The sequence below is a fragment of the Streptomyces sp. R11 genome, assembly GCF_041051905.1.
In the GTDB taxonomy this organism is placed as follows: domain Bacteria; phylum Actinomycetota; class Actinomycetes; order Streptomycetales; family Streptomycetaceae; genus Streptomyces.
Genome location: NZ_CP163432.1, coordinates 5,400,130 through 5,417,913, shown reverse-complemented (window position 1 = coordinate 5,417,913; position 17,784 = coordinate 5,400,130). Strand labels below are relative to the sequence as shown.

Annotated in this window: 24 protein-coding genes, 3 tRNA genes and 1 pseudogene; 14 read left to right on the top strand and 14 right to left on the bottom strand. The window is 68.1% G+C overall.

Annotated elements, in window-relative coordinates; translation table 11 throughout:
* Positions 1–7: 7 nt before the first annotated feature.
* The 8 genes from AB5J55_RS25205 to AB5J55_RS25170 all read right to left on the bottom strand — a co-directional run bounded on the left by AB5J55_RS25205 (position 8) and on the right by AB5J55_RS25170 (position 5,047).
* Positions 8–1,063 carry a UDP-N-acetylmuramate dehydrogenase gene (locus AB5J55_RS25205; protein WP_369272835.1) on the bottom strand — a complete coding sequence of 352 codons (1,056 nt, stop codon included), beginning with the start codon at positions 1,061–1,063 and terminating at the stop codon, positions 8–10.
* A 256-nt stretch (positions 1,064–1,319) separates the two neighbouring features.
* Complete coding sequence (locus AB5J55_RS25200; protein WP_369272834.1) at positions 1,320–2,780, bottom strand: MFS transporter; 1,461 nt, start codon at positions 2,778–2,780, stop codon at positions 1,320–1,322.
* A 111-nt stretch (positions 2,781–2,891) separates the two neighbouring features.
* Positions 2,892–3,458: a TetR/AcrR family transcriptional regulator gene (locus tag AB5J55_RS25195; protein WP_369272833.1), complete on the bottom strand. Its 567-nt coding sequence runs from the start codon at positions 3,456–3,458 to the stop codon at positions 2,892–2,894.
* A gap of 110 nt (positions 3,459–3,568) precedes the next feature.
* Complete coding sequence (locus AB5J55_RS25190; protein WP_369272832.1) at positions 3,569–3,997, bottom strand: MaoC family dehydratase; 429 nt, start codon at positions 3,995–3,997, stop codon at positions 3,569–3,571.
* A 5-nt stretch (positions 3,998–4,002) separates the two neighbouring features.
* Positions 4,003–4,467 carry a MaoC family dehydratase N-terminal domain-containing protein gene (locus AB5J55_RS25185; RefSeq protein WP_369272831.1) on the bottom strand — a complete coding sequence of 155 codons (465 nt, stop codon included), beginning with the start codon at positions 4,465–4,467 and terminating at the stop codon, positions 4,003–4,005.
* 134 nt (positions 4,468–4,601) lie between these two features.
* Positions 4,602–4,766 (bottom strand): 50S ribosomal protein L33, encoded by a 165-nt coding sequence (gene rpmG / locus AB5J55_RS25180; protein ID WP_003948671.1) that lies wholly within the window; start codon positions 4,764–4,766, stop codon positions 4,602–4,604.
* A gap of 89 nt (positions 4,767–4,855) precedes the next feature.
* Positions 4,856–4,928, bottom strand: a tRNA-Met gene (locus tag AB5J55_RS25175).
* Between the two features lie 46 nt (positions 4,929–4,974).
* A tRNA-Thr gene (locus tag AB5J55_RS25170) sits at positions 4,975–5,047 on the bottom strand.
* 284 nt (positions 5,048–5,331) lie between these two features.
* On the opposite strand from AB5J55_RS25170, the gene AB5J55_RS25165 reads away from it, so the two are divergent.
* Positions 5,332–6,597, top strand: a complete 1,266-nt coding sequence (locus tag AB5J55_RS25165; RefSeq protein ID WP_369272830.1) for an amidohydrolase family protein — start codon at positions 5,332–5,334, stop codon at positions 6,595–6,597.
* Positions 6,598–6,761: 164 nt separating this feature from the next.
* Complete coding sequence (locus AB5J55_RS25160) at positions 6,762–7,418, top strand: SDR family oxidoreductase (RefSeq protein ID WP_369272829.1); 657 nt, start codon at positions 6,762–6,764, stop codon at positions 7,416–7,418.
* Positions 7,419–7,641: 223 nt separating this feature from the next.
* Here the strand turns inward: AB5J55_RS25160 and AB5J55_RS25155 are convergent, their stop codons facing one another.
* Positions 7,642–7,854 (bottom strand): hypothetical protein, encoded by a 213-nt coding sequence (locus AB5J55_RS25155; protein ID WP_369272828.1) that lies wholly within the window; start codon positions 7,852–7,854, stop codon positions 7,642–7,644.
* 351 nt (positions 7,855–8,205) lie between these two features.
* Between AB5J55_RS25155 and AB5J55_RS25150 the strand changes: the two genes are divergently transcribed.
* Genes AB5J55_RS25150 through AB5J55_RS25105 form a run of 10 tightly spaced genes read left to right on the top strand, consistent with a single transcriptional unit; the run spans position 8,206 to position 13,507 of the window.
* Positions 8,206–8,526 carry a gas vesicle protein gene (locus tag AB5J55_RS25150; protein ID WP_369272827.1) on the top strand — a complete coding sequence of 107 codons (321 nt, stop codon included), beginning with the start codon at positions 8,206–8,208 and terminating at the stop codon, positions 8,524–8,526.
* 40 nt (positions 8,527–8,566) lie between these two features.
* Complete coding sequence (gvpJ, locus tag AB5J55_RS25145; protein ID WP_369272826.1) at positions 8,567–9,034, top strand: gas vesicle protein GvpJ; 468 nt, start codon at positions 8,567–8,569, stop codon at positions 9,032–9,034.
* Between the two features lie 3 nt (positions 9,035–9,037).
* The gene (locus tag AB5J55_RS25140; protein ID WP_369272825.1) at positions 9,038–9,787 is read left to right on the top strand and encodes a GvpL/GvpF family gas vesicle protein; all 750 of its coding nucleotides are present in this window, start codon (positions 9,038–9,040) and stop codon (positions 9,785–9,787) included.
* Between the two features lies 1 nt (position 9,788).
* Positions 9,789–10,043 carry a gas vesicle protein GvpG gene (locus AB5J55_RS25135; protein ID WP_369272824.1) on the top strand — a complete coding sequence of 85 codons (255 nt, stop codon included), beginning with the start codon at positions 9,789–9,791 and terminating at the stop codon, positions 10,041–10,043.
* Between the two features lie 7 nt (positions 10,044–10,050).
* Entirely contained in the window at positions 10,051–10,809 is a 759-nt protein-coding gene (locus AB5J55_RS25130; protein WP_369272823.1) for a histone protein, read from the top strand.
* A gap of 6 nt (positions 10,810–10,815) precedes the next feature.
* Positions 10,816–11,817 (top strand): SRPBCC family protein, encoded by a 1,002-nt coding sequence (locus tag AB5J55_RS25125; protein ID WP_369272822.1) that lies wholly within the window; start codon positions 10,816–10,818, stop codon positions 11,815–11,817.
* Entirely contained in the window at positions 11,810–12,133 is a 324-nt protein-coding gene (gene gvpJ / locus AB5J55_RS25120; RefSeq protein ID WP_369272821.1) for a gas vesicle protein GvpJ, read from the top strand. Before AB5J55_RS25125 ends, gvpJ (AB5J55_RS25120) begins: the two co-directional genes overlap by 8 nt.
* A 55-nt stretch (positions 12,134–12,188) precedes the next feature.
* The gene (locus tag AB5J55_RS25115; protein ID WP_369272820.1) at positions 12,189–13,001 is read left to right on the top strand and encodes a GvpL/GvpF family gas vesicle protein; all 813 of its coding nucleotides are present in this window, start codon (positions 12,189–12,191) and stop codon (positions 12,999–13,001) included.
* A 3-nt stretch (positions 13,002–13,004) separates the two neighbouring features.
* Positions 13,005–13,232: a gas vesicle protein gene (locus tag AB5J55_RS25110; RefSeq protein ID WP_369272819.1), complete on the top strand. Its 228-nt coding sequence runs from the start codon at positions 13,005–13,007 to the stop codon at positions 13,230–13,232.
* The gene (locus tag AB5J55_RS25105) at positions 13,229–13,507 is read left to right on the top strand and encodes a gas vesicle protein K (protein WP_369272818.1); all 279 of its coding nucleotides are present in this window, start codon (positions 13,229–13,231) and stop codon (positions 13,505–13,507) included. Before AB5J55_RS25110 ends, AB5J55_RS25105 begins: the two co-directional genes overlap by 4 nt.
* Before the next feature lie 557 nt (positions 13,508–14,064).
* Here AB5J55_RS25105 and AB5J55_RS25100 read toward each other — a convergent pair.
* A tRNA-Tyr gene (locus tag AB5J55_RS25100) sits at positions 14,065–14,146 on the bottom strand.
* Positions 14,147–14,370: 224 nt separating this feature from the next.
* Between AB5J55_RS25100 and AB5J55_RS25095 the strand changes: the two genes are divergently transcribed.
* Positions 14,371–14,859, top strand: coding sequence for a YajQ family cyclic di-GMP-binding protein (locus tag AB5J55_RS25095; protein ID WP_030174428.1), 489 nt, complete (start codon positions 14,371–14,373; stop codon positions 14,857–14,859).
* A gap of 140 nt (positions 14,860–14,999) precedes the next feature.
* On the opposite strand, the gene AB5J55_RS25090 is transcribed toward AB5J55_RS25095, so the two are convergent.
* Complete coding sequence (locus AB5J55_RS25090) at positions 15,000–15,266, bottom strand: GlsB/YeaQ/YmgE family stress response membrane protein (RefSeq protein ID WP_369272817.1); 267 nt, start codon at positions 15,264–15,266, stop codon at positions 15,000–15,002.
* Between the two features lie 78 nt (positions 15,267–15,344).
* Here AB5J55_RS25090 and AB5J55_RS25085 point away from each other — a divergent pair.
* A pseudogene (locus AB5J55_RS25085) lies at positions 15,345–15,671 on the top strand (hypothetical protein); the annotation flags it as partial.
* 58 nt (positions 15,672–15,729) lie between these two features.
* On the opposite strand, the gene AB5J55_RS25080 reads toward AB5J55_RS25085, so the two are convergent.
* The 3 genes from AB5J55_RS25080 to htpX all read right to left on the bottom strand — a co-directional run bounded on the left by AB5J55_RS25080 (position 15,730) and on the right by htpX (position 17,712).
* Positions 15,730–16,296 (bottom strand): SMI1/KNR4 family protein, encoded by a 567-nt coding sequence (locus AB5J55_RS25080; RefSeq protein ID WP_369272816.1) that lies wholly within the window; start codon positions 16,294–16,296, stop codon positions 15,730–15,732.
* A 163-nt stretch (positions 16,297–16,459) separates the two neighbouring features.
* Positions 16,460–16,855, bottom strand: a complete 396-nt coding sequence (locus AB5J55_RS25075; RefSeq protein ID WP_369272815.1) for a YccF domain-containing protein — start codon at positions 16,853–16,855, stop codon at positions 16,460–16,462.
* Complete coding sequence (gene htpX / locus AB5J55_RS25070; RefSeq protein WP_328424705.1) at positions 16,852–17,712, bottom strand: zinc metalloprotease HtpX; 861 nt, start codon at positions 17,710–17,712, stop codon at positions 16,852–16,854. The genes AB5J55_RS25075 and htpX overlap by 4 nt, the downstream gene beginning before the upstream one ends.
* Positions 17,713–17,784 lie beyond the last annotated feature (72 nt).

The following is a 17,784-nucleotide window of genomic DNA, read 5'->3' as shown; positions in this document are numbered from 1 at the left end:
CCGGGAGCTAGAGGCTGACTCCGACCGTCACCGGCTCGTTGACCAGCGTGATGCCGAAGACCTCGCGTACTCCGGCTACGACCTCGCGGGCGAGCGCGAGGAGGTCCTCGGTGGTCGCCGCGCCACGGTTGGTGAGGGCGAGGGTGTGCTTGGTGGAGATGCGGGCGGGACCCGTGCCGTAGCCCTTGGTGAAGCCGGCCTTGTCGATGAGCCAGGCCGCGGAGGTCTTGGTGTGCCCCTCCCCCGCCGGGTACGCGGGCGGCTCCACGTCGGCGCCGAGGTGCTCGCGCACGCGCGCGTGGAAGGCCGTGAACTGCTCGTCGGTGAGGATCGGGTTGGTGAAGAAGGAGCCGGCCGACCAGGTGTCGTGGTCCTCGGCGTCCAGGACCATGCCCTTCCCGCTACGCAGCTTCAGCACGGTCTCGCGGGCGGCGGCGAGAGGTACGCGGTCGCCGGGTTCGACGCCGAGGGCGCGGGCGGTCTCGGCGTACTTGATGGGGGCGGAGAGACCTTCGGCGTTCTCCAGCTGGAAGCGGACGCGCAGGACGACGTAACGGTCGGGGTCGGCCTTGAAGCGGCTGTGGCGGTAGGAGAAGGCGCAGTCGGCGTTCGGGATGACGACGGTCCGGCCTGCCTGCCGGTCGTACGCGATCACCTCGGTGATCGTCGAGGAGACCTCCTGGCCGTACGCACCGACGTTCTGGATCGGCGTGGCGCCTGCGGAGCCGGGGATTCCGGCGAGGCACTCGATGCCGGCGAGGCCGGCTTCCACGGTGCGGGCGACGGCGTCGGTCCAGACCTCGCCGGCGGCCAGCTCGAGCGCGGCGCCGTCCAGCTCGAAGCCCTTCGTGGCGATGACGAGCGCGGTGCCGTCGAAGCCCTTGTCCCCGATGACCAGGTTCGATCCACCGCCGATGATCAACAGCGGGGTGCCGTCGGCGTCGGCCTCGCGCACGACGTCGATCACTTCGGCGTCGGTGGTGGCGGTGACCAGCCGGGTGGCGGGGCCGCCAAGGCGGAAGGTGGTGAGGGGGGCGAGGGGGGCGTCGTGGAGTTCCTGCACGGGCTCAAGAGTACGAGACGGTGGATGGGCCGGGGCCGCGCCGGGGGGTACGTCACCACCACGGCCATTCTCCAGTGCCGCTCCAGGCATCTCAGCCCGTCCGGCGTTCGAGGACGAGGCCGCCGAAGCGGGGGTCTGGGGGGCGGCAGCCCCCTGGCCGGGGTCGAAGGGGCGCAGCCCCTTCAAGGACGGGAAGGACAGGGGCGGCGGGGGCGAGAACTACTGCCGGCCACGCCCCCGCCGCGTTCAGGCGCGGTCAGCCGGCGACCGTCTCCAGCGTCGGCGCCTGCTCCGCCACCCGCACACCCCCGTCGCCCCGACTCCGCCCCCGCCCCGGGATCAGCACCGCAGCCACCCCCGCGAGAGCCACCACCCCCGCACCAGTGACCAGCGCGGGCCGCAGCCCGTCGACGAAGGTCTGCCCCGTCTCGTACCCACCCTGCGCGGAGAAGATCGACGCCATGACCGCGATGCCGAGCGCCCCTCCGACCTCGCGCAGGGCGTTGTTCGCGCCGGACGCGATGCCCTGCTCCGAGACGCGGACGCTGGACATGACCAGGTGGGCGGCCGGTGCGAAGAACAGGGCCATGCCGACGCCGCTGATGATCAGGCCGGGCAGTTGGGCGGCGTAGGAGACGTCGACGGTGACCACGGACGCCATGTAGGCGAGGCCGGCGGCCTGGAGGAACAGTCCGGTGGCCACGACAGGTCGGCCACCGATGCGGTCGGCGAGGATGCCGGCGATCGGCGCGACGAGCATCGGCATGCCGGTCCACGGCAGCATCCGCAGCCCCGCCTCCGTCGGCGAGTAGCCGAGCACGATCTGCATGTACTGGCTGAGCAGGAAGATCGACCCGAACATGCCGAGGAACATCAGCATGCTCGCGGCGTTGATCCCGGAGAACGCCCGGGAGCGGAACAGCCGCATCGGCAGCATCGGGCTCTTGGCGCGCGTGCTGTAGAGGACGAACCCGACCAGCAGCGCGCCTCCGGCGAACAGGCCGGTCAGAACCAGGCGTCCGGTCCAGCCGTCGGCGGGGCCGCGCACCAGGCCGTACACGATCCCGAAGAGACCACCGCTGGCGAGCAAGGTGCCGGGGATGTCGAGCCGGGCGCCGACGCCGTACGACTCGGCGAGACGCAGACGGGCGAGCGGCAGCAGGGCGATGCCCAGCGGAACGTTCAGCCAGAAGATCCACTGCCAGGAGATGTGCTCGGTGAGGCTGCCGCCGATCAGCGGCCCGGACGCGATCGCGAGCCCGTTGACGGCGCCCCAGATGCCGTACGCCATCCCCCGCTTGGCCGCGGGCACGGCCGCCGTCAGCAGGGTCAGCGTCAGCGGCATCATGATCGCCGCGCCGGCGCCCTGCACCGCGCGGGCGGCGATCAGGGAGTCGATGCCGGGTGCGAGGGCCGCGGCTGCGGACGCGGCGGTGAAGATCGAGATGCCGACGAGGAAGAGCCGGCGACGGCCGAAGCGGTCCCCGAGCGCCGCGCCGAACATCAGAAGGACGGCAAAGGTGAGGGTGTAGGCACTCACCGTCCACTCCAGGTCGTGCAGCCCTCCGCCCAGGTCCTCGCGGATGGAGGGCAGTGCGGTCGTGACGACGAGGTTGTCGAGCGCCGCCATGAACCCGGCGACGCTGGTGATGACCAGGGCCCAGGCGGCCCCGCCACGGCGCGCGGTCCGCGTGTTCTGCTCGGTTTGGTGTGACATCGCTCCCCCAGAGGTGACGCGTTCCGGTTCCTGCGTAAGCCTGCTCGGGTAGTTATCGGTCACTAACTTTTGACATCGTGAAAAATCCAGGTGAGCCACCTCACCCTTCTTCTACGTGCGCTGCCCCCCGGCCCGCTTCGGCAGTTCCATCCCCGCCCAGACCCGGTGGTCGGGAGGGAAGCCCATGGTGACGAGGCAGTTGATGAGCATCCCGTACGCCATGAAGGTCGTCGTCTCGTGAGCGTCCGCCCCCAGCGGCAGATGGACGGTGTCCCACAGCCGCATCCAGCCGGCGCGTACCGCCTCGCCGAACTCGTGGTCGCCCCCCTGCTCGGCTGCCGCTACGGCGAGGTACATCTGCATCTGCATCATCAGCCGCTCGGGCTGGTCGGAGACGACCTTGCGGTACGCGGCACCCATGGCGCGCTGAGCCTCTTCGCCCTCCAGCCCGTCGGAGGCCTCCGAAAACATCCGGATGGTGTCCTCCACACAGCGCTCGGCCGCCGCGAGGAAGATCGCCTTCTTGCCCGGGAAGAGCCGAAAGAGATACGGCTGCGAGACGCCGACCCGCTTGGCGATCGCCTCGGTCGACGTGCCGTAGTAGCCACCGCGGGCGAACTCGGTCATCGCCGCGCGGACGACACTCTCACGCCTCTCTTCTGCGCTCATCCTGGCCATGCACCTAAGTTAGTACTCAATCACTAACTAGGCAACGGTGATGACCGGAGAATGCGTAAGGGGCGCCCACCAGGGAGGACGCCCCTTACATCACGGCACACGCGTGCCGTTCACGCCAGCTGTACGACCGCCCGGGACATCCCGAGCACCTTCTGCTCGGCGCTCTTCACGGTCAGGTCCACGCGGACCTTGTTGTCGTCGAGCTTGACCGCGACCTTGCCGCTGACCTCGATCGTGGCGCCCTGGTCGTCGTTCGGCACGACGACGGGCTTGGTGAAGCGGACGCCGTACTCGACGACCGCGGCGGGGTCGCCGGTCCAGTCGGTCACGACGCGGATCGCCTCGGCCATCGTGAACATGCCGTGCGCGATGACGTCCGGCAGCCCGACCTCCTTGGCGAACTTCTCGTTCCAGTGGATCGGGTTGAAGTCACCCGAGGCGCCCGCGTACTGGACGAGCGTGGCGCGGGTCACGGGGAAGCTCTGGGGCGGCAGTTCGGTGCCGACCTCGACATCGCCGTACGCGATCTTCGCCGTCATGGGTCTCAGCCCTCCCCTTCTTCGGCGTCCGCGCCACGAGCCACGAGTTTGGTCCAGGCGGTCACGACGTGCTCCCCGGCCTCGTCGTGGACCTCGCCGCGGATGTCCAGGATCTCGTTGCCCGCCATGGACTTGATTGCCTCGATGGTCGACGTGACGGCCAGCCGGTCACCGGCGCGCACCGGGCGCGCGTAGGAGAACTTCTGGTCGCCGTGCACGACGCGGCTGTAGTCCAGGCCCAGCTGCGGGTCCTTGAGGACCTGTCCCGCGGCCTTGAAGGTGATGGAGAACACGAAGGTCGGCGGGGCGATCACATCGGGGTGGCCGAGCGCCTCGGCGGCCTCCGGGTCCGTGTACGCCGGGTTGGCGTCCCCCACCGCCTCCGCGAACTCACGGATCTTCTCCCGGCCCACCTCGTAGGGCTCGGTGGGCGGGTAACTCCGCCCCACGAAGGACTGGTCGAGCGCCATGGCTCGGTACCTCCTGCTGTCTGCTGCCGTTGACCTGCTGGTTCACCGGGATCGGTCGAACCGACCGGTAACCGGGGCGGAAACGACGCGAGGCCGCCCCCACGATCGGGGACGGCCTCGCGTACGAGCCTGATTTATCGCGTCTCGCGGTGCGCGGTGTGCGCATTGCAACGCGGGCAGTGCTTCTTCATCTCAAGACGGTCCGGGTTGTTACGCCGGTTCTTCTTGGTGATGTAGTTCCGCTCCTTGCACTCCACGCAGGCCAGCGTGATCTTCGGGCGGACGTCGGTGGCAGCCACGTGAGTGCTCCTTGACGAACGGATGGGACGGTTTAACGCATAGAAGAGTAGCCGATCGAAGGACCGACCCCGCAATCGGCTACTGTCAGTAGCGGTGACCGGACTTGAACCGGTGACACAGCGATTATGAGCCGCTTGCTCTACCGACTGAGCTACACCGCTGTGATGCGATCGGGCCCCGCCTTGCGACGGGAACCTCACACACCAGAGCCCCAAAACGGAATCGAACCGTTGACCTTCTCCTTACCATGGAGACGCTCTGCCGACTGAGCTATTGGGGCGAGCGATGAAGACATTACACGCTCAGCGGCCGTTCACCCAAATCCGTTTCGCGGCACCTGCCGGGGGCCGAACGGAGCACCAAGCAGGCGTCTCGCGGGCCACTGCGGCACCGCGTGGGACGGCTCCGTTCGGCCGACCACACCGGTACGACTATTGCGCTCCTGCGCGCCCGGGCCGTATCGCCACCCTAGGCTCGACTCACTCTGCGTGATCTTGCGGGCCCGGGCGCAGCCCCCGGCACCGTGCCCGCGGCCCGATGCGCAGCCCGAGCCTCTGGAGCGCGATGCCCGACAGTCATCCCCAGCCGCCGCACTCGTCGTCCTCGTCGGGCTCGTCCGGACCGGCCGACCCGGGTGCTCTGCTGCTGTGCGGGGCGCGGCTCACCGACGGCCGGACCGTGGACGTACGGCTGGGCGGCGGGCGCATCGAGGCGGTCGGCACGGCCGGGAGCCTGGCGGGGGACGGCACGCAGGCCTGCGGCGCGCGTGTGGACCTCGGCGGCTATCTGCTTCTGCCGGCTCCGGCCGAAGCGCATGCCCACGGCGACACCGCACTCTCGGCCGACGAGGGCGGACCCGTCTCGTACGAGCCCCAGGACGTCCAGCGCCGGGCCACCGAGGCCGCCCTGCTCCAACTCGGGCACGGGGCGACCGCGCTGCGGGCACACGTGCGCGTGGGCGACGTTCCAGGGCTGGGCGCGCTGGAGGCGGTCCTGCAAGCACGGCGTTCCCTGCGCGGGCTCACCGAGTTGACGACGGTGGCGATGCCGCGGCTGCTGACCGGAGTGGCCGGCGCCGAGGGGCTGGCGATGCTGCGGGACGCGCTGAAGATGGGCGCGTCCGTGGTCGGCGGCTGCCCCGACCTGGACCCGGATCCGACGGGCTACGTGGAGGCGGTCCTCGAGGTCGCCTCCGAGCACGGCTGCCCCGTCGATCTGCACACCGACGCCACCGACCCGGCACGCCTGGCACGGCTCGCCGCGATGGCCGGAGGACTGCGCCCCGGCGTGACCCTCGGCCCGTGCGGCGGCCTGGGGCGCCTGCCCGCCCAGGTGGCTTCCCGCACCGCGGACCAGCTCGCGGCGGCCGGGGTGACGGTGGTGTGCCTGCCGCAGGGCGGCTGCGGGGGCGCCGAACGGCGGAGCACGGCGCCCGTACGACTGCTGCGCGCCGCCGGCGTACGCGTCGCCGCGGGGAGCGGCGCCCTGAGGGACCTGTCGAACCCGGTGGGACGCGGGGACCCACTCGAGGCCGCCTACCTGCTGTCCTCACGTCACGGGCTGCGCCCCGAGGACGCGTACGACGCCGTGAGTGCGTCGGCGCGTTCGGTGCTGGGTCTGCCCGAGGTGCGGGTGGAGGCGGGCTTCCCGGCCGAGTTGCTGGCGGTGCGCGGGGGCCGGCTGGCGGGGGCGTTGTCGCTGGCGTACAGCCGCATCGTGGTGCACCGGGGGCGCGTGGTGGCGCGGACGAGCGCGGTGCGGGAGTACTGCAACTCGGCCGTGGCCGCGGAGTTGGGGTTGCCGCGGCAGGGGCGGGGCGAGGTGTCGTGAGGGTGCGTGGGTGCACGCCCGGGGGTGCACGGGTGGCTGGTGCACCGGCGCCCGCGCGTGAGGCGTGCGCCCGGCGTGGGGACGTGAGCCGTGTGTCCGTGATGACGTGAGGCGTGGCTGAAGTCGTGCGGCGAACGCGCCTGTCCGGGCGTACGGTCGAAGACATGCGCATTGTCATCGCTGGTGGTCATGGTCAGATCGCGCTGCGGCTTGAGCGACTGCTCGCCGCGCGCGGGAACGAGGTCGCGGGGATCATCCGCAAGGCCGAACAGAGCGACGATCTGCGGGAGGCCGGCGCCGAACCCGTCGTGCTGGACCTGGAGTCGGCCTCGGTCGAGGAGGTCGCGGCACACCTGCGAGGCGCGGACGCGGCGGTGTTCGCCGCCGGCGCGGGGCCGGGCAGCGGGACGAGCCGCAAGGACACGGTGGACAAGGGCGCGGCGGTCCTGTTCGCGGACGCGGCGGTCCAGGCGGGCGTACGGCGCTTCGTGGTCGTGTCGTCCATGGGCGCGGACCCCGCGCACGAGGGGGACGAGATCTTCGACGTCTACCTGCGCGCCAAGGGCGCGGCCGACGAGTACGTCCGCGGTCTGGACGCCCTGGACTGGACGATCCTGCGCCCCGGCGCCCTGACGAACGACGCCGGAACCGGCCTGGTCCGCCTGGAGGCCCACACCGGCCGCGGCCCGATCCCGCGCGACGACGTGGCCGCCGTACTCGCGGAGTTGCTCGACACCCCGGCCACGGCCGGCCTGACGCTCGAACTCATCAGCGGTTCGGCACCGGTGTCGGTGGCGGTGAAGTCGGTGGCAGGGAACTGAAGATGGGCCCGGAGGGGGCCGAAGCGGGCTCCCGTCGTGCACCCGGCACGTCCTGGACGGAGCCCGGCTGCACGGCCGCGAGGCGGTAGTACGGATACGCGGGCAGGCCTCGGCATCCGCCGGCGGAATGACGCTCGGGGCCGGTGCGATGGGGCCATGCGAGGCTCGGAGCAGCGCGTGATGGGGCCGGCGATGGGATCCTGGGTGGCCATCGGCGGAGTATTCAGAACAGCGGAAGCTGCCCGGGGAAGTCGGGCACGGCATACCCGTCCAATGCGGGCTGCGCGGCCCCGAGTTGCGTCGGTCGCCGTGATCCGGGGCACGACACGAGCTCCCCGTTCTGCCGCGCGCCGGGCGGATCATGCCGCGCGAAACGGCCGGCGACGACGGCGATCTCACGACGGCACTCGGGGCAGCTTCTGCGTGGCGTGACCATGGGGTCAGTGTGCCCCGGCCGTGACTCAGGAACGCGAAACCCCTCCGCTCTACGTTTCCGCAGATCGGATGGGTTTCCCCAGTGTCGCGGCGCCAGGATTCGAACCTGGGAAGGCTGAGTCGGCAGATTTTCCGCATGATCGACCGGCGTACCTCAGGCAGATCAAGCCGCCGACGGCGGCCAGGGCTTTAGCTCTTCATGACCCGCCGGCTGCAAGCTCGTTGCACGCCGACCTGGAGCCGGATGCCGCTCCGTCGTCGAGAAGTCGACCGTGTCGACAGCAGCCCGGCGCGTGCGCCCGAATGCTCCACTCAAAGTGCGCAGTGCCGGATATTTACCAGACTCGATTTCATGGCAGAAGAGCATCGGCCGCGCGCCAAAAAAACATCGACGTCCACTGCTCGCCGCACACCAACCGTGCGGGGAGCAGATCATGCCGCGCGTGCTGCCTGCCAGAGCCTGGAACGGCTGACCGGCCATCCCATGGAGGGCGTATCAGCAGTGGGGCGTGAGGACGACGGGTGGTGTGTCGTCGTGGATGTCCTTGAGCTGCCCCGAATTCCGGACACCACCAGCCTCCTCGCGTCTTACGAGGTTCGGCTCGATCAGGACGGCGAACTCACGGAATACCGGAGGGTCCGCCGGTATCAGCGGGGGTCCGCCGACGCATGACCAGTGACTCAGGTTTGCCCGACAACCGGAAGGACCCCACATGCCGGCGACCACCTACTCCGACGAGGTAGTGGCGTGCCCACCGCGGGCCGGCACGTTGTACGACACGCTCGAACTCATCCTCGATCGAGGCATGGTGATCGATGTGTTCGTCCGGGTCTCCCTGGTCGGCATCGAGATCCTCAAGATAGACGCGCGCATCGTTGTGGCAAGCGTGGACACCTACCTGCGATTCGCAGAAGCGTGCAACCGGCTCGACCTCGAGCGGGACTCCGGCAGTACCACCGTTCCCGAACTGCTGGGCGGCAGTGCTGCCAGATCCATCGGCAAACGCAAGGTCCACAAGGCCGCGGCGAGCATGGGAGACACCGTTCGCAAGGTAATCGGGGGCCGCGACGACGACTCCGACGAGCCTGATGAGGACGAGGAGGAGCAGCAGGAACAGCCGAGGAAGCGGCGTGCTCCGGCCCGGGGCAGTACGAGTCGTCGCCGAACCGCGGAGGGGTGAGTCGTGACAGCCAATGGTGTCTACGTCTACGCGGTGATCCGGGCGGGAATGCCGCTGCCGGCAGACGCACGCGGTGTGGGCAGCCCGGCTGCCCAGCTCCGGCCGGTCCGGCAGGGGCGCGTCGCCGCTGTCGTCAGTGAGGCTCCCCCGAATCTCCGCGCCAGACGCCGCGACCTGCTTGCTCACCAGGATCTGTTGCTGCGCCTTTCGGAACAGGGCTCGGTACTGCCCATGCGGTTCGGCATGGTCGCGCCTGACGAGGAGACGGTGCGCGGCCAGCTGGCGGCACATGAGGCGGACCACATGGCAGCACTCGAACATCTCTCGGGCGCGGTCGAGGTCAATATCAAGGCACTCCCGGCACAGGACGCACTGGCAAGCCTTGTCGCGCAGGACAAAAAGGTCCGCCGGCTGCGGGACGAATTGCGTCGACGGCCCGGCTACGAAGCCAGCCTCCGGCTGGGCGAGGCTGTCGCGGCAGCTCTGCAGACCAGGGCCGCCGAAGCCGGTCGGCGCATTCTGAGCGAGCTCACCCCCAAGGCCCGTGCGGTGACCTCGGGGCCTGAAGTCCAGGGATGCGTGCTCAACACGTCGTTCCTCGTCAATCGCAGCGACAGTGATGCCTTCCGAAGGGCCGCAGAGCAATTCGCCAGCACAAACCGCGACCGTGTTGAGCTGCGCCTTTCGGGTCCACTTCCCTGTTACAGCTTCGTATCCCGCGAAGGCGCTCCCGTCCTGACCGCCGGAGTCTGAGATGGGACTGATCACCGGACTTCTCACCCTCCCCATTGCGCCGGTCCGTGGCGTTGTCTGGGTGACGGAGAAGCTCCAAGACGCCGCCGAACGCGAGTTGCACGACCCAGGAGTACTCCGTGCCCAGCTGGCTCTGCTGAACCAGGACCTTGAGGACGGAAGCATCAGCCTGGAGGAATTCGAACGAGAAGAGGAACGGCTGCTCGACCGGCTGCATGCCGCACAGTCCTGTTCCGCGTCGAACGATCGGAGGTGATGCACTCGTGGATGCCAAGGACAAGGTGGCTATCGCGGCTGCAGTGGTGGGCGGCTATGTCCTGGGCCGCACCAAGAAGGGCCGGATGGCTCTCTCCATTGCGACCTATCTGGCGGGCCGGCGATTCGGCCTCGAACCTCGACAGCTCGCCGCCGAAGGGATGCGCAGGCTGGGAGAGATTCCGCAGGTCGCCGAACTGCAGGAGCAATTGAGAGGGGAATTCCTCGACGCGGGCCGCAAGGCAATGACTGCCGCCGCCGACCGGGGCATGAGCACGCTCGCCGGCGCCATCAGGGAGCGTACGGCCCTGCTCGGAGAGAAGACGGACGAACGGGAGGACGGCGACGAGGAGTATGCGCCGGAAGAGGAGGATGCGGAGTACGAGGAGGAGGAAGAGGAAGAGGAAGAGGAAGAGGAGGGAGAAGAGGCGGAAGCGAGGCCGCAGCGGCGCCGTAGTCCGAAATCGGACCGGTCCCGTAAGGCATCAGCACCAGCGGCACGCAAGAAGACTGCTCCCGCGCGCGAAGAGAAACCTGGGGCGGCGAAGAAGACCGCGGCGCGCAAGACTGCACCGGCGAAGAAGACTACTCCTGCCAAGAAGGCCGCGGCGAAGAAGACCACTCCCGCCAAGAAGACCACGGCGAAGAAGACCGCCCGCACCAAGGAGACCACGGCAAAGAAGACCACTCCCGCCAAGAAGACCGCGGCCGGGAAGACGACGTCATCGAAGCGAGCAGCATCCAAGCGCGCCGATCGTCGGAGGTAGTCAGGAATGACCAAGACGGAAGAAGACCACCCGGCAGAGGCAAAGTCGGGCGCTGACCAGCTTCGCGAAGAGCTGTCCAAGTTCCTGTCCGCGCAGGTGGAAAATCTTGCCGAGAAGGCCGGCGACAAACTGACCGACGTCACCACGAAGCTCACTGATGCAGCCCAGAGCGGTGGCTCGCTTCCCGCGATCGGCTCCCGCATCCTCCAAGGCGACTCACCACTGAAAGCATTCGTTTCAGAGAAGGCCAAGGGTGTCAAGGACAGTGTCGTAGAAAAGGCCAAGGGAGCCTTCGGCGGAGGGAAAGGGAAACGCAAGTCCGGCGGCGGCAAGGTCATGAACATCATCGAGGTTCTCGATGTGGGGGTGCCTCTGCGGAACGCCTACGATCACTGGACGCAGTACGACAAATTCAGCAGCTTCACGAAAGGCGTTCAGAGCGTTTCGAAGGGTGATGATGTCGAGAGCGACTGGAAGGTCAAAGTCGGCCCTTCATCACGCAGCTTCAAAGCGAGTGTTCAGGAACAGATTCCCGACGACCGCATCGTCTGGACCTCCGAAGGAGCCAAGGGCACCACCCGCGGCGCAGTCAGCTTCCATGAACTGACACCCACCCTGACTCGAATCGTCCTGGTCGTGGAGTACTACCCGTCCGGGTTCTTCGAGAAGACGGGCAACCTCTGGCGAGCGCAAGGGCGCCGCATGCGACTGGACTTCAAGAACTTCCAGCGGTACGTCACCCTCACTGAAGAAGAGCCCGAAGGCTGGCGCGGTGAAATCCGTGACGGAGAAGTCGTCGTAACGCACGAGGACGCCGTGGAAGAGGAAGAGGCCGAACAGGAGGAACCGGAGGGCGACGAGGGCGAGGACGAAGAGGCGGCAGAGGGCGAAGCCGAAGACTCATACGGGGACCAGGCGGAGGACGAGGACGAGGAAGAGGACCAGGCGGAGGACGAGGAAGCAGATGCTTCCAGGAAGAGGCGAGGACGGAGGCGACGCCGTGTCTGACGTCGACTTCCGGCAGGATCCCTACCTCGCCTCAGGCCCTCAGACCACCAATCTCGCCGACATTCTCGAACGCGTTCTGGACAAAGGAATCGTGATCGCAGGCGACATCAAGATCGATCTCCTTGACATTGAACTGCTCACCATTCGACTTCGCCTGTTCGTGGCATCCGTGGATACCGCGAGGAAGGCCGGGATCGACTGGTGGGAAAACGATCCGGCACTCAGCTCACGTGCTTCTCACAATGCCTTGCAGGAAGAGAACCAGGAATTGCGCGAGCGGCTGAAAGCGCTCGAGGCCGAGACATCGGACAAATAGCCTCAGCGCTCCGCAACGCCCGAAGCCAGCAATGCACCAAGGAGAACCTAGGTACATGACAGAGCGCGACCCTGAGCATTCGGACGACAACGCCACCTACGTGTTCGCTGTCTGCTGGAACCCGAACCTGGCGGCCGTCGCCGGGCTGTCGGGAGTAACCGACGAGGCGCCTGTGGGCACGCTGTCACTGGGGACACTGACAGCGATCGTCCAGACCGTCCGAGCCGGCGACTTCACGGATGAAGCCTGGCAGGTGCGCCTGTCCGACCAACGGGAACTGGAACGATACGCACGGGCCCACCACGACGTCGTCACTGCGGTCGCGGCCTGCTGCCCGACTGTTCCCCTGCCGATGGCCACTGTCTACCACGGTGTCGAGAGGGCACGAGACGCGCTGGCGAAAGAGGCGGAGCGGTTCCACGCTGCGCTCAAGCGCATCGCGCACCATGCCGAATGGGGCGTCAAGGTCTACGCGCCGCCGAGCCCACCCGACGCCGCAAACCAGACGCCGATCCGGCGGGTCACGCCGCTTGACCGATCCCGCCCGGCGCCCGGCGCCGGCCTCGCCTACCTGAACAGCAAGCGAGGAGCGCAGGAGCGCCGCGAGCGGAGCCAGAACGAGGCCCTGCGGACCGCGGAAACGGTGGATGCCCAGGTCCGTAGCCTCGCCACCGCGTCCCGCAGACTGCGGCCGCAACTCCAGCCCTCCGAAGATCGACGGGTCCAGGTCCTCAACGCGACGTATCTCGTGGCAGAACACCGCGCCGAGGAGCTCGCCCTCCTGACACGGACGCTGCGGGAACGCACCGGGGCGCACATCGAGCTGTCAGGGCCGTGGGTGCCCTATTCATTCGTCGGCGAGGTGTAGACCGTGACGCACGAAGTCGTGCCCTGGGACAACCCCGGGCAGCTCAATGGCCCCATCGGCGTACCGCTCGTCGACCTGTTGGACCGCGTCCTGGCAACCGGCGTAGTGATCAGTGGCGACCTGGTCATCGCCATCGCTGACGTTCCGCTGGTACGCCTGTCTCTTCATGCCCTGCTCTCGTCCGTCAACGAACGGGTCCCCGCTCCATGGGCGGACGGCGGCCCCCTATGACCAGCTCCCGATTCGACCTGGAGTCCGACCAGATGGGACGCGACCTCGTCGCCCTGGTGCTCACCGTGGTCGAACTCCTCAGGCAGCTGATGGAGCGCCAGGCGATTCGCCGGATCGAGCAGGGCGACCTCAGCGATGAACAGGTTGACGAGATCGGGACCACCCTGATGCTGCTCGACCAGCGGATGACTGAACTCTGCGAGCAACACGGAGTGCGTCCAGAGGACCTCAATCTCGACCTCGGCCCGCTCGGAACCCTTCTGCCCCGAAGCTGAAGATGTTGGTGCCGGTTCGGCCGGATCCGTGAGCTGAGCATCGCCGCGCTCGCCGCGAGCGCGGCGGCCCGCCGTCGGCCCACCAGGCTACGCATCCGCACCGGTTCCCGACCCCGGGGCGGGCGCCTTCCGATTGCTTCCTACCAGGCACGCTAGCTCGTCGGCACGCAGACGCTTCCAGGAACTACACCGTCAAAGCCCAAGCCGACGGCCGCTGTTAGGAGCTGATGACCGCGCTCTTCTCCGCTATGGATCCATGAAGGTCGCGCGCCGAGCCGGACACTCCGCGGCCGTGCCACTCCGCGTCTACGCGAGGGGTATGGCGGCGCAAGCTCGGAGCGTGCCAACCGTCAAAGCGAGGCTGGCCTGCGCTAGGTCGGACAGCGCAGGGCTTCCTCTGGGGGAAGCCTGGGGACACACGCTGATCAGACCCGGACATCACCTGAGACAAGCCGGACCATCCAGGCATTGCACTCTTACTTCGAAGAGGCTTGCCCTATACGAAGAGACCCCCTCCGATCTGCGTTCCCGCAGTTCGGAGGGGGTCTTCCCCAGTGTGGCGGCGCCAGGATTCGAACCTGGGAAGGCTGAGCCGGCAGATTTACAGTCTGCTCCCTTTGGCCGCTCGGGCACACCGCCGGGGTTGCTGCCTTTCGAACCGCTTTTCGGCGGTGCTCGCTGGCAACGACGTAAACAATACCCGATGCGGAGGGGTGCTTCGCCACCCGATTGATCGCCTCCCGGGGGAGACGGGGTGGCTAGGCTGGTCCGGATGCGGTCCCGGGTTGCCCCGGGCTCGGCGGCCACCCCCACGCCCGCCGATACGCACTCCATACGCACCTCGATACAAGGAGCCACAGGACATGGCCGACTCCAGTTTCGACATCGTCTCGAAGGTCGAGCGGCAGGAGGTCGACAACGCCCTCAACCAGGCCGCCAAGGAGATCTCGCAGCGCTACGACTTCAAGGGCGTCGGTGCCTCGATCTCGTGGTCCGGTGAAAAGATCCTGATGGAGGCGAACTCAGAGGACCGGGTGAAGGCTGTCCTCGACGTCTTCCAGTCCAAGCTGATCAAGCGCGGGATCTCGCTGAAGGCCTTGGACGCGGGCGAGCCCCAGCTCTCGGGCAAGGAGTACAAGATCTTCGCGTCGATCGAGGAGGGCATCTCCCAGGAGAACGCGAAGAAGGTGGCAAAGATCATTCGCGATGAAGGCCCGAAGGGTGTGAAGGCCCAGGTCCAGGGCGACGAGCTGCGGGTCAGCTCCAAGAGCCGAGACGACCTGCAGGCCGTGATCGCCCTCCTGAAGGGCAAGGACTTCGACTTCGCGCTGCAGTTCGTGAACTACCGGTGAGCAACTGATCCGATGCCGACATCGGCTCGGCTTCGGCACCGGCTACGGCTAGGACTTCGACGCCGTACGAGGAAGGGTGGGCACCTGAGGTGCCCACCCTTCTCGCCTGCTGGCCGCGGTCCGGGGTGTGCTCGCCTCGCTCAGTTGCGAGAGTGGCCAAACAGGATGCGGTAGGCGACCAAGAGCACCAGGGAGCCGCCGATCGCGGAGGCCCAGGTCGCGCCGTCGTAGAAGTCCTTGCTGATCGGGTGGTCCAGCCAGCGGGCTGAGATCCAGCCACCGATGAATGCGCCCGCGACACCGATGAGCGTCGTGCCGATGAAGCCACCCGGGTCACGGCCCGGCAGCAGAACCTTGGCGATGGCTCCGGCCAACAGCCCCAGAATGATCCAGCTGATGATCGTCATGCCGTGAACCTGCCCTTCCGCGCTGTGCCTGCACTTTCCGGGCACTGTGATTTCGGGCGCCCTTGTTCGTGCTCGTTGATGAGCAGGACGTCACGGTGGCGCCCCTCGGTTGCAGCGATCAGTAGGGTTCGGGCCGCGTCACGGTCCGGCTCCCTGTCCCCCGGGCTGCGGCACACCCCCGGTGTCGGCGACGCCGTGGTCATCGGACTCGGCTCGATGGTCGGAGCCGGGATCTTCGCCGCCCTCGCGCCCACGGCGGCAAGCGCGGCCAGGTCCGGACTGCTGCTCGGGCTCGCGGTCGCGGCCGTGGTCGCCTACTGCAACGCCACGTCGTCGGCGCGACTGGCCGCCCTGTATCCGGCCTCGGGCGGCACGTATGTGTACGGGCGCGAGCGACTCGGGGATGGTGGCCAATGCCTCGTTCCGCCGCCGATCCACCAGGTGACCGACGATCCACGTCTCCTCAGGACGCGCCGGCCGTAGCCGTACGTATGCGGAAATCGGTCCAAGGGGCCAGCTCCAGCTCCTCGTTCATCTCCTCGTACCAGCCCGTGCCGTCGACCCAGGCGCGCAGCCAGGCCGTGAGGCTCGGGGCGTCCACGTACCAGGCCCGGTCGGCGTCGTCGGCGTTCGGTTCGAAGAGGAGGACGGTGGCCTTTGGGCTGCGGCAGTCCACGCACGCGTACATCGCGCAGCCCCAGTGGGATATCGGCAGGACGCCCTCGGGCCATGGCCAGTCGGGGTCCTTGCGGCCGCTCTCGCGGTTGGCGCGGTATTGAGTGACGGCGGCGGGTTCGCCGGCCGGAGAGCTGTCGAGCAGGGGCAACAGGCCGTACTCCGGACCGAATCCGCCGTCTCCTATACGCAGGTAGAGGTCGGCGAGCAGCGGGGGCAGGCGGAAGCCGAGGGCGGCCTCGGCGCGGGCCACGGTGGCCGCGTCCAAGGGCTCAGGGAGCAAAGTCCAGCCCCACGGTCGGGTGTTGCGGGCCTTGTCCGCCACCCTCGTCAGCAACTGCTCGTTCTCGGTCATGCGTTCATGATGCAAGCTGCCACTGACAATCAAGCGGGCCTGTGGATAACTCAGAGGTTGTGGAAAAACCCGCGGCTGTCGCTCGGCGGTTCGCCCCCCCCCCGGCGCAGTTCGCCCGCTGGCTCGGTTCGCCCCCCGGCTCTCCGCTCCCCGCTGCGACCCGCTACCAGCCCTGAGCGAACGGCTGGTCCGACGGCACGATTTCGCGGCCCAGCGGGAACAGCGACACCGGGATCAGCTTGAAGTTGGCGATGCCGAACGGGATGCCGATGATCGTGATGCACAGCACGAGGCCGGTGGCGATGTGGCCGAGGGCCAGCCACCAACCCGCGAGGACCAGCCACAGGACGTTGCCGACGCACGAGGGGGCTCCGGCGTCGCGGCGTTCGATCGTCGTGTACCCGAAGGGCCACAGCGCGTAGACGCCGATGCGGAAGGCCGCGATGCCGAACGGGATACCGATGATGGTGATGCACAGCAGCAGGCCCGCGGCCAGGTAGGCGATAAACAGCCAGAAGCCGCTCAGGACGAGCCAGATGACGTTCAGGATGGTCTTCATCGGGGACCTGCCATCTTTTGGAGTCGGGCGATTCGGTCCGCCATGGGCGGGTGGGTGGAGAACATCTTGGAGAACCCCTGACCTGGGCGGAAGGGGTTCGCGATCATCATGTGGCTGGCCGTCTCGATGCGGGGCTCGGGGGGCAGCGGGAGCTGTTTGGTGCCGAGTTCGAGCTTGTGCAGGGCGCTGGCGAGGGCGAGCGGGTCGCCGGTGAGCTGGGCGCCGGACGCGTCGGCCTCGTACTCCCTGGAGCGGCTGATGGCCAGTTGGATGAGCGTGGCGGCGAGCGGGCCGAGGATCATGATCAGCAGGATGCCGAGGATGCCGGGGCCGTCGTCGTCATCGGAGCGGCCGATCGGGATCAGCCAGGCGAAGTTGACCAGGAACATGATCACCGAGGCTAGGGCGCCGGCGACCGACGAGATCAGGATGTCCCGGTTGTAGACGTGGCTGAGCTCGTGGCCGATGACGCCACGCAGCTCGCGCTCGTCGAGGAGGCGTAGGATTCCCTCGGTGCAGCACACGGCCGCGTTGCGCGGGTTGCGGCCCGTCGCGAACGCGTTCGGCGCCTCTGTCGGGGAGATGTAGAGGCGGGGCATGGGCTGGCGTGCCTGAGTGGAGAGCTCGCGGACCATGCGGTACAGGGCCGGGGCCTCGAACTCGCTGACCGGGCGGGCGCGCATCGCGCGCAGCGCCAACTTGTCGCTGTTCCAGTACGCGTACGCGTTCGTGGCCAGCGCAATCAGAACCGCGATGACGAGCCCCATCCGGCCGAAGAAACTGCCGATGACGATGATGACTGCGGACAGTCCCCCGAGGAGGACTGCGGTCCTGAGCCCGTTGTGCCGGCGGTGCACGGTACGCCCTCCAAGTGGTGCGGCAGGGGAACCCTTTGCTGGTCGATCTCCGATGCCACTTATGCCGTGGTC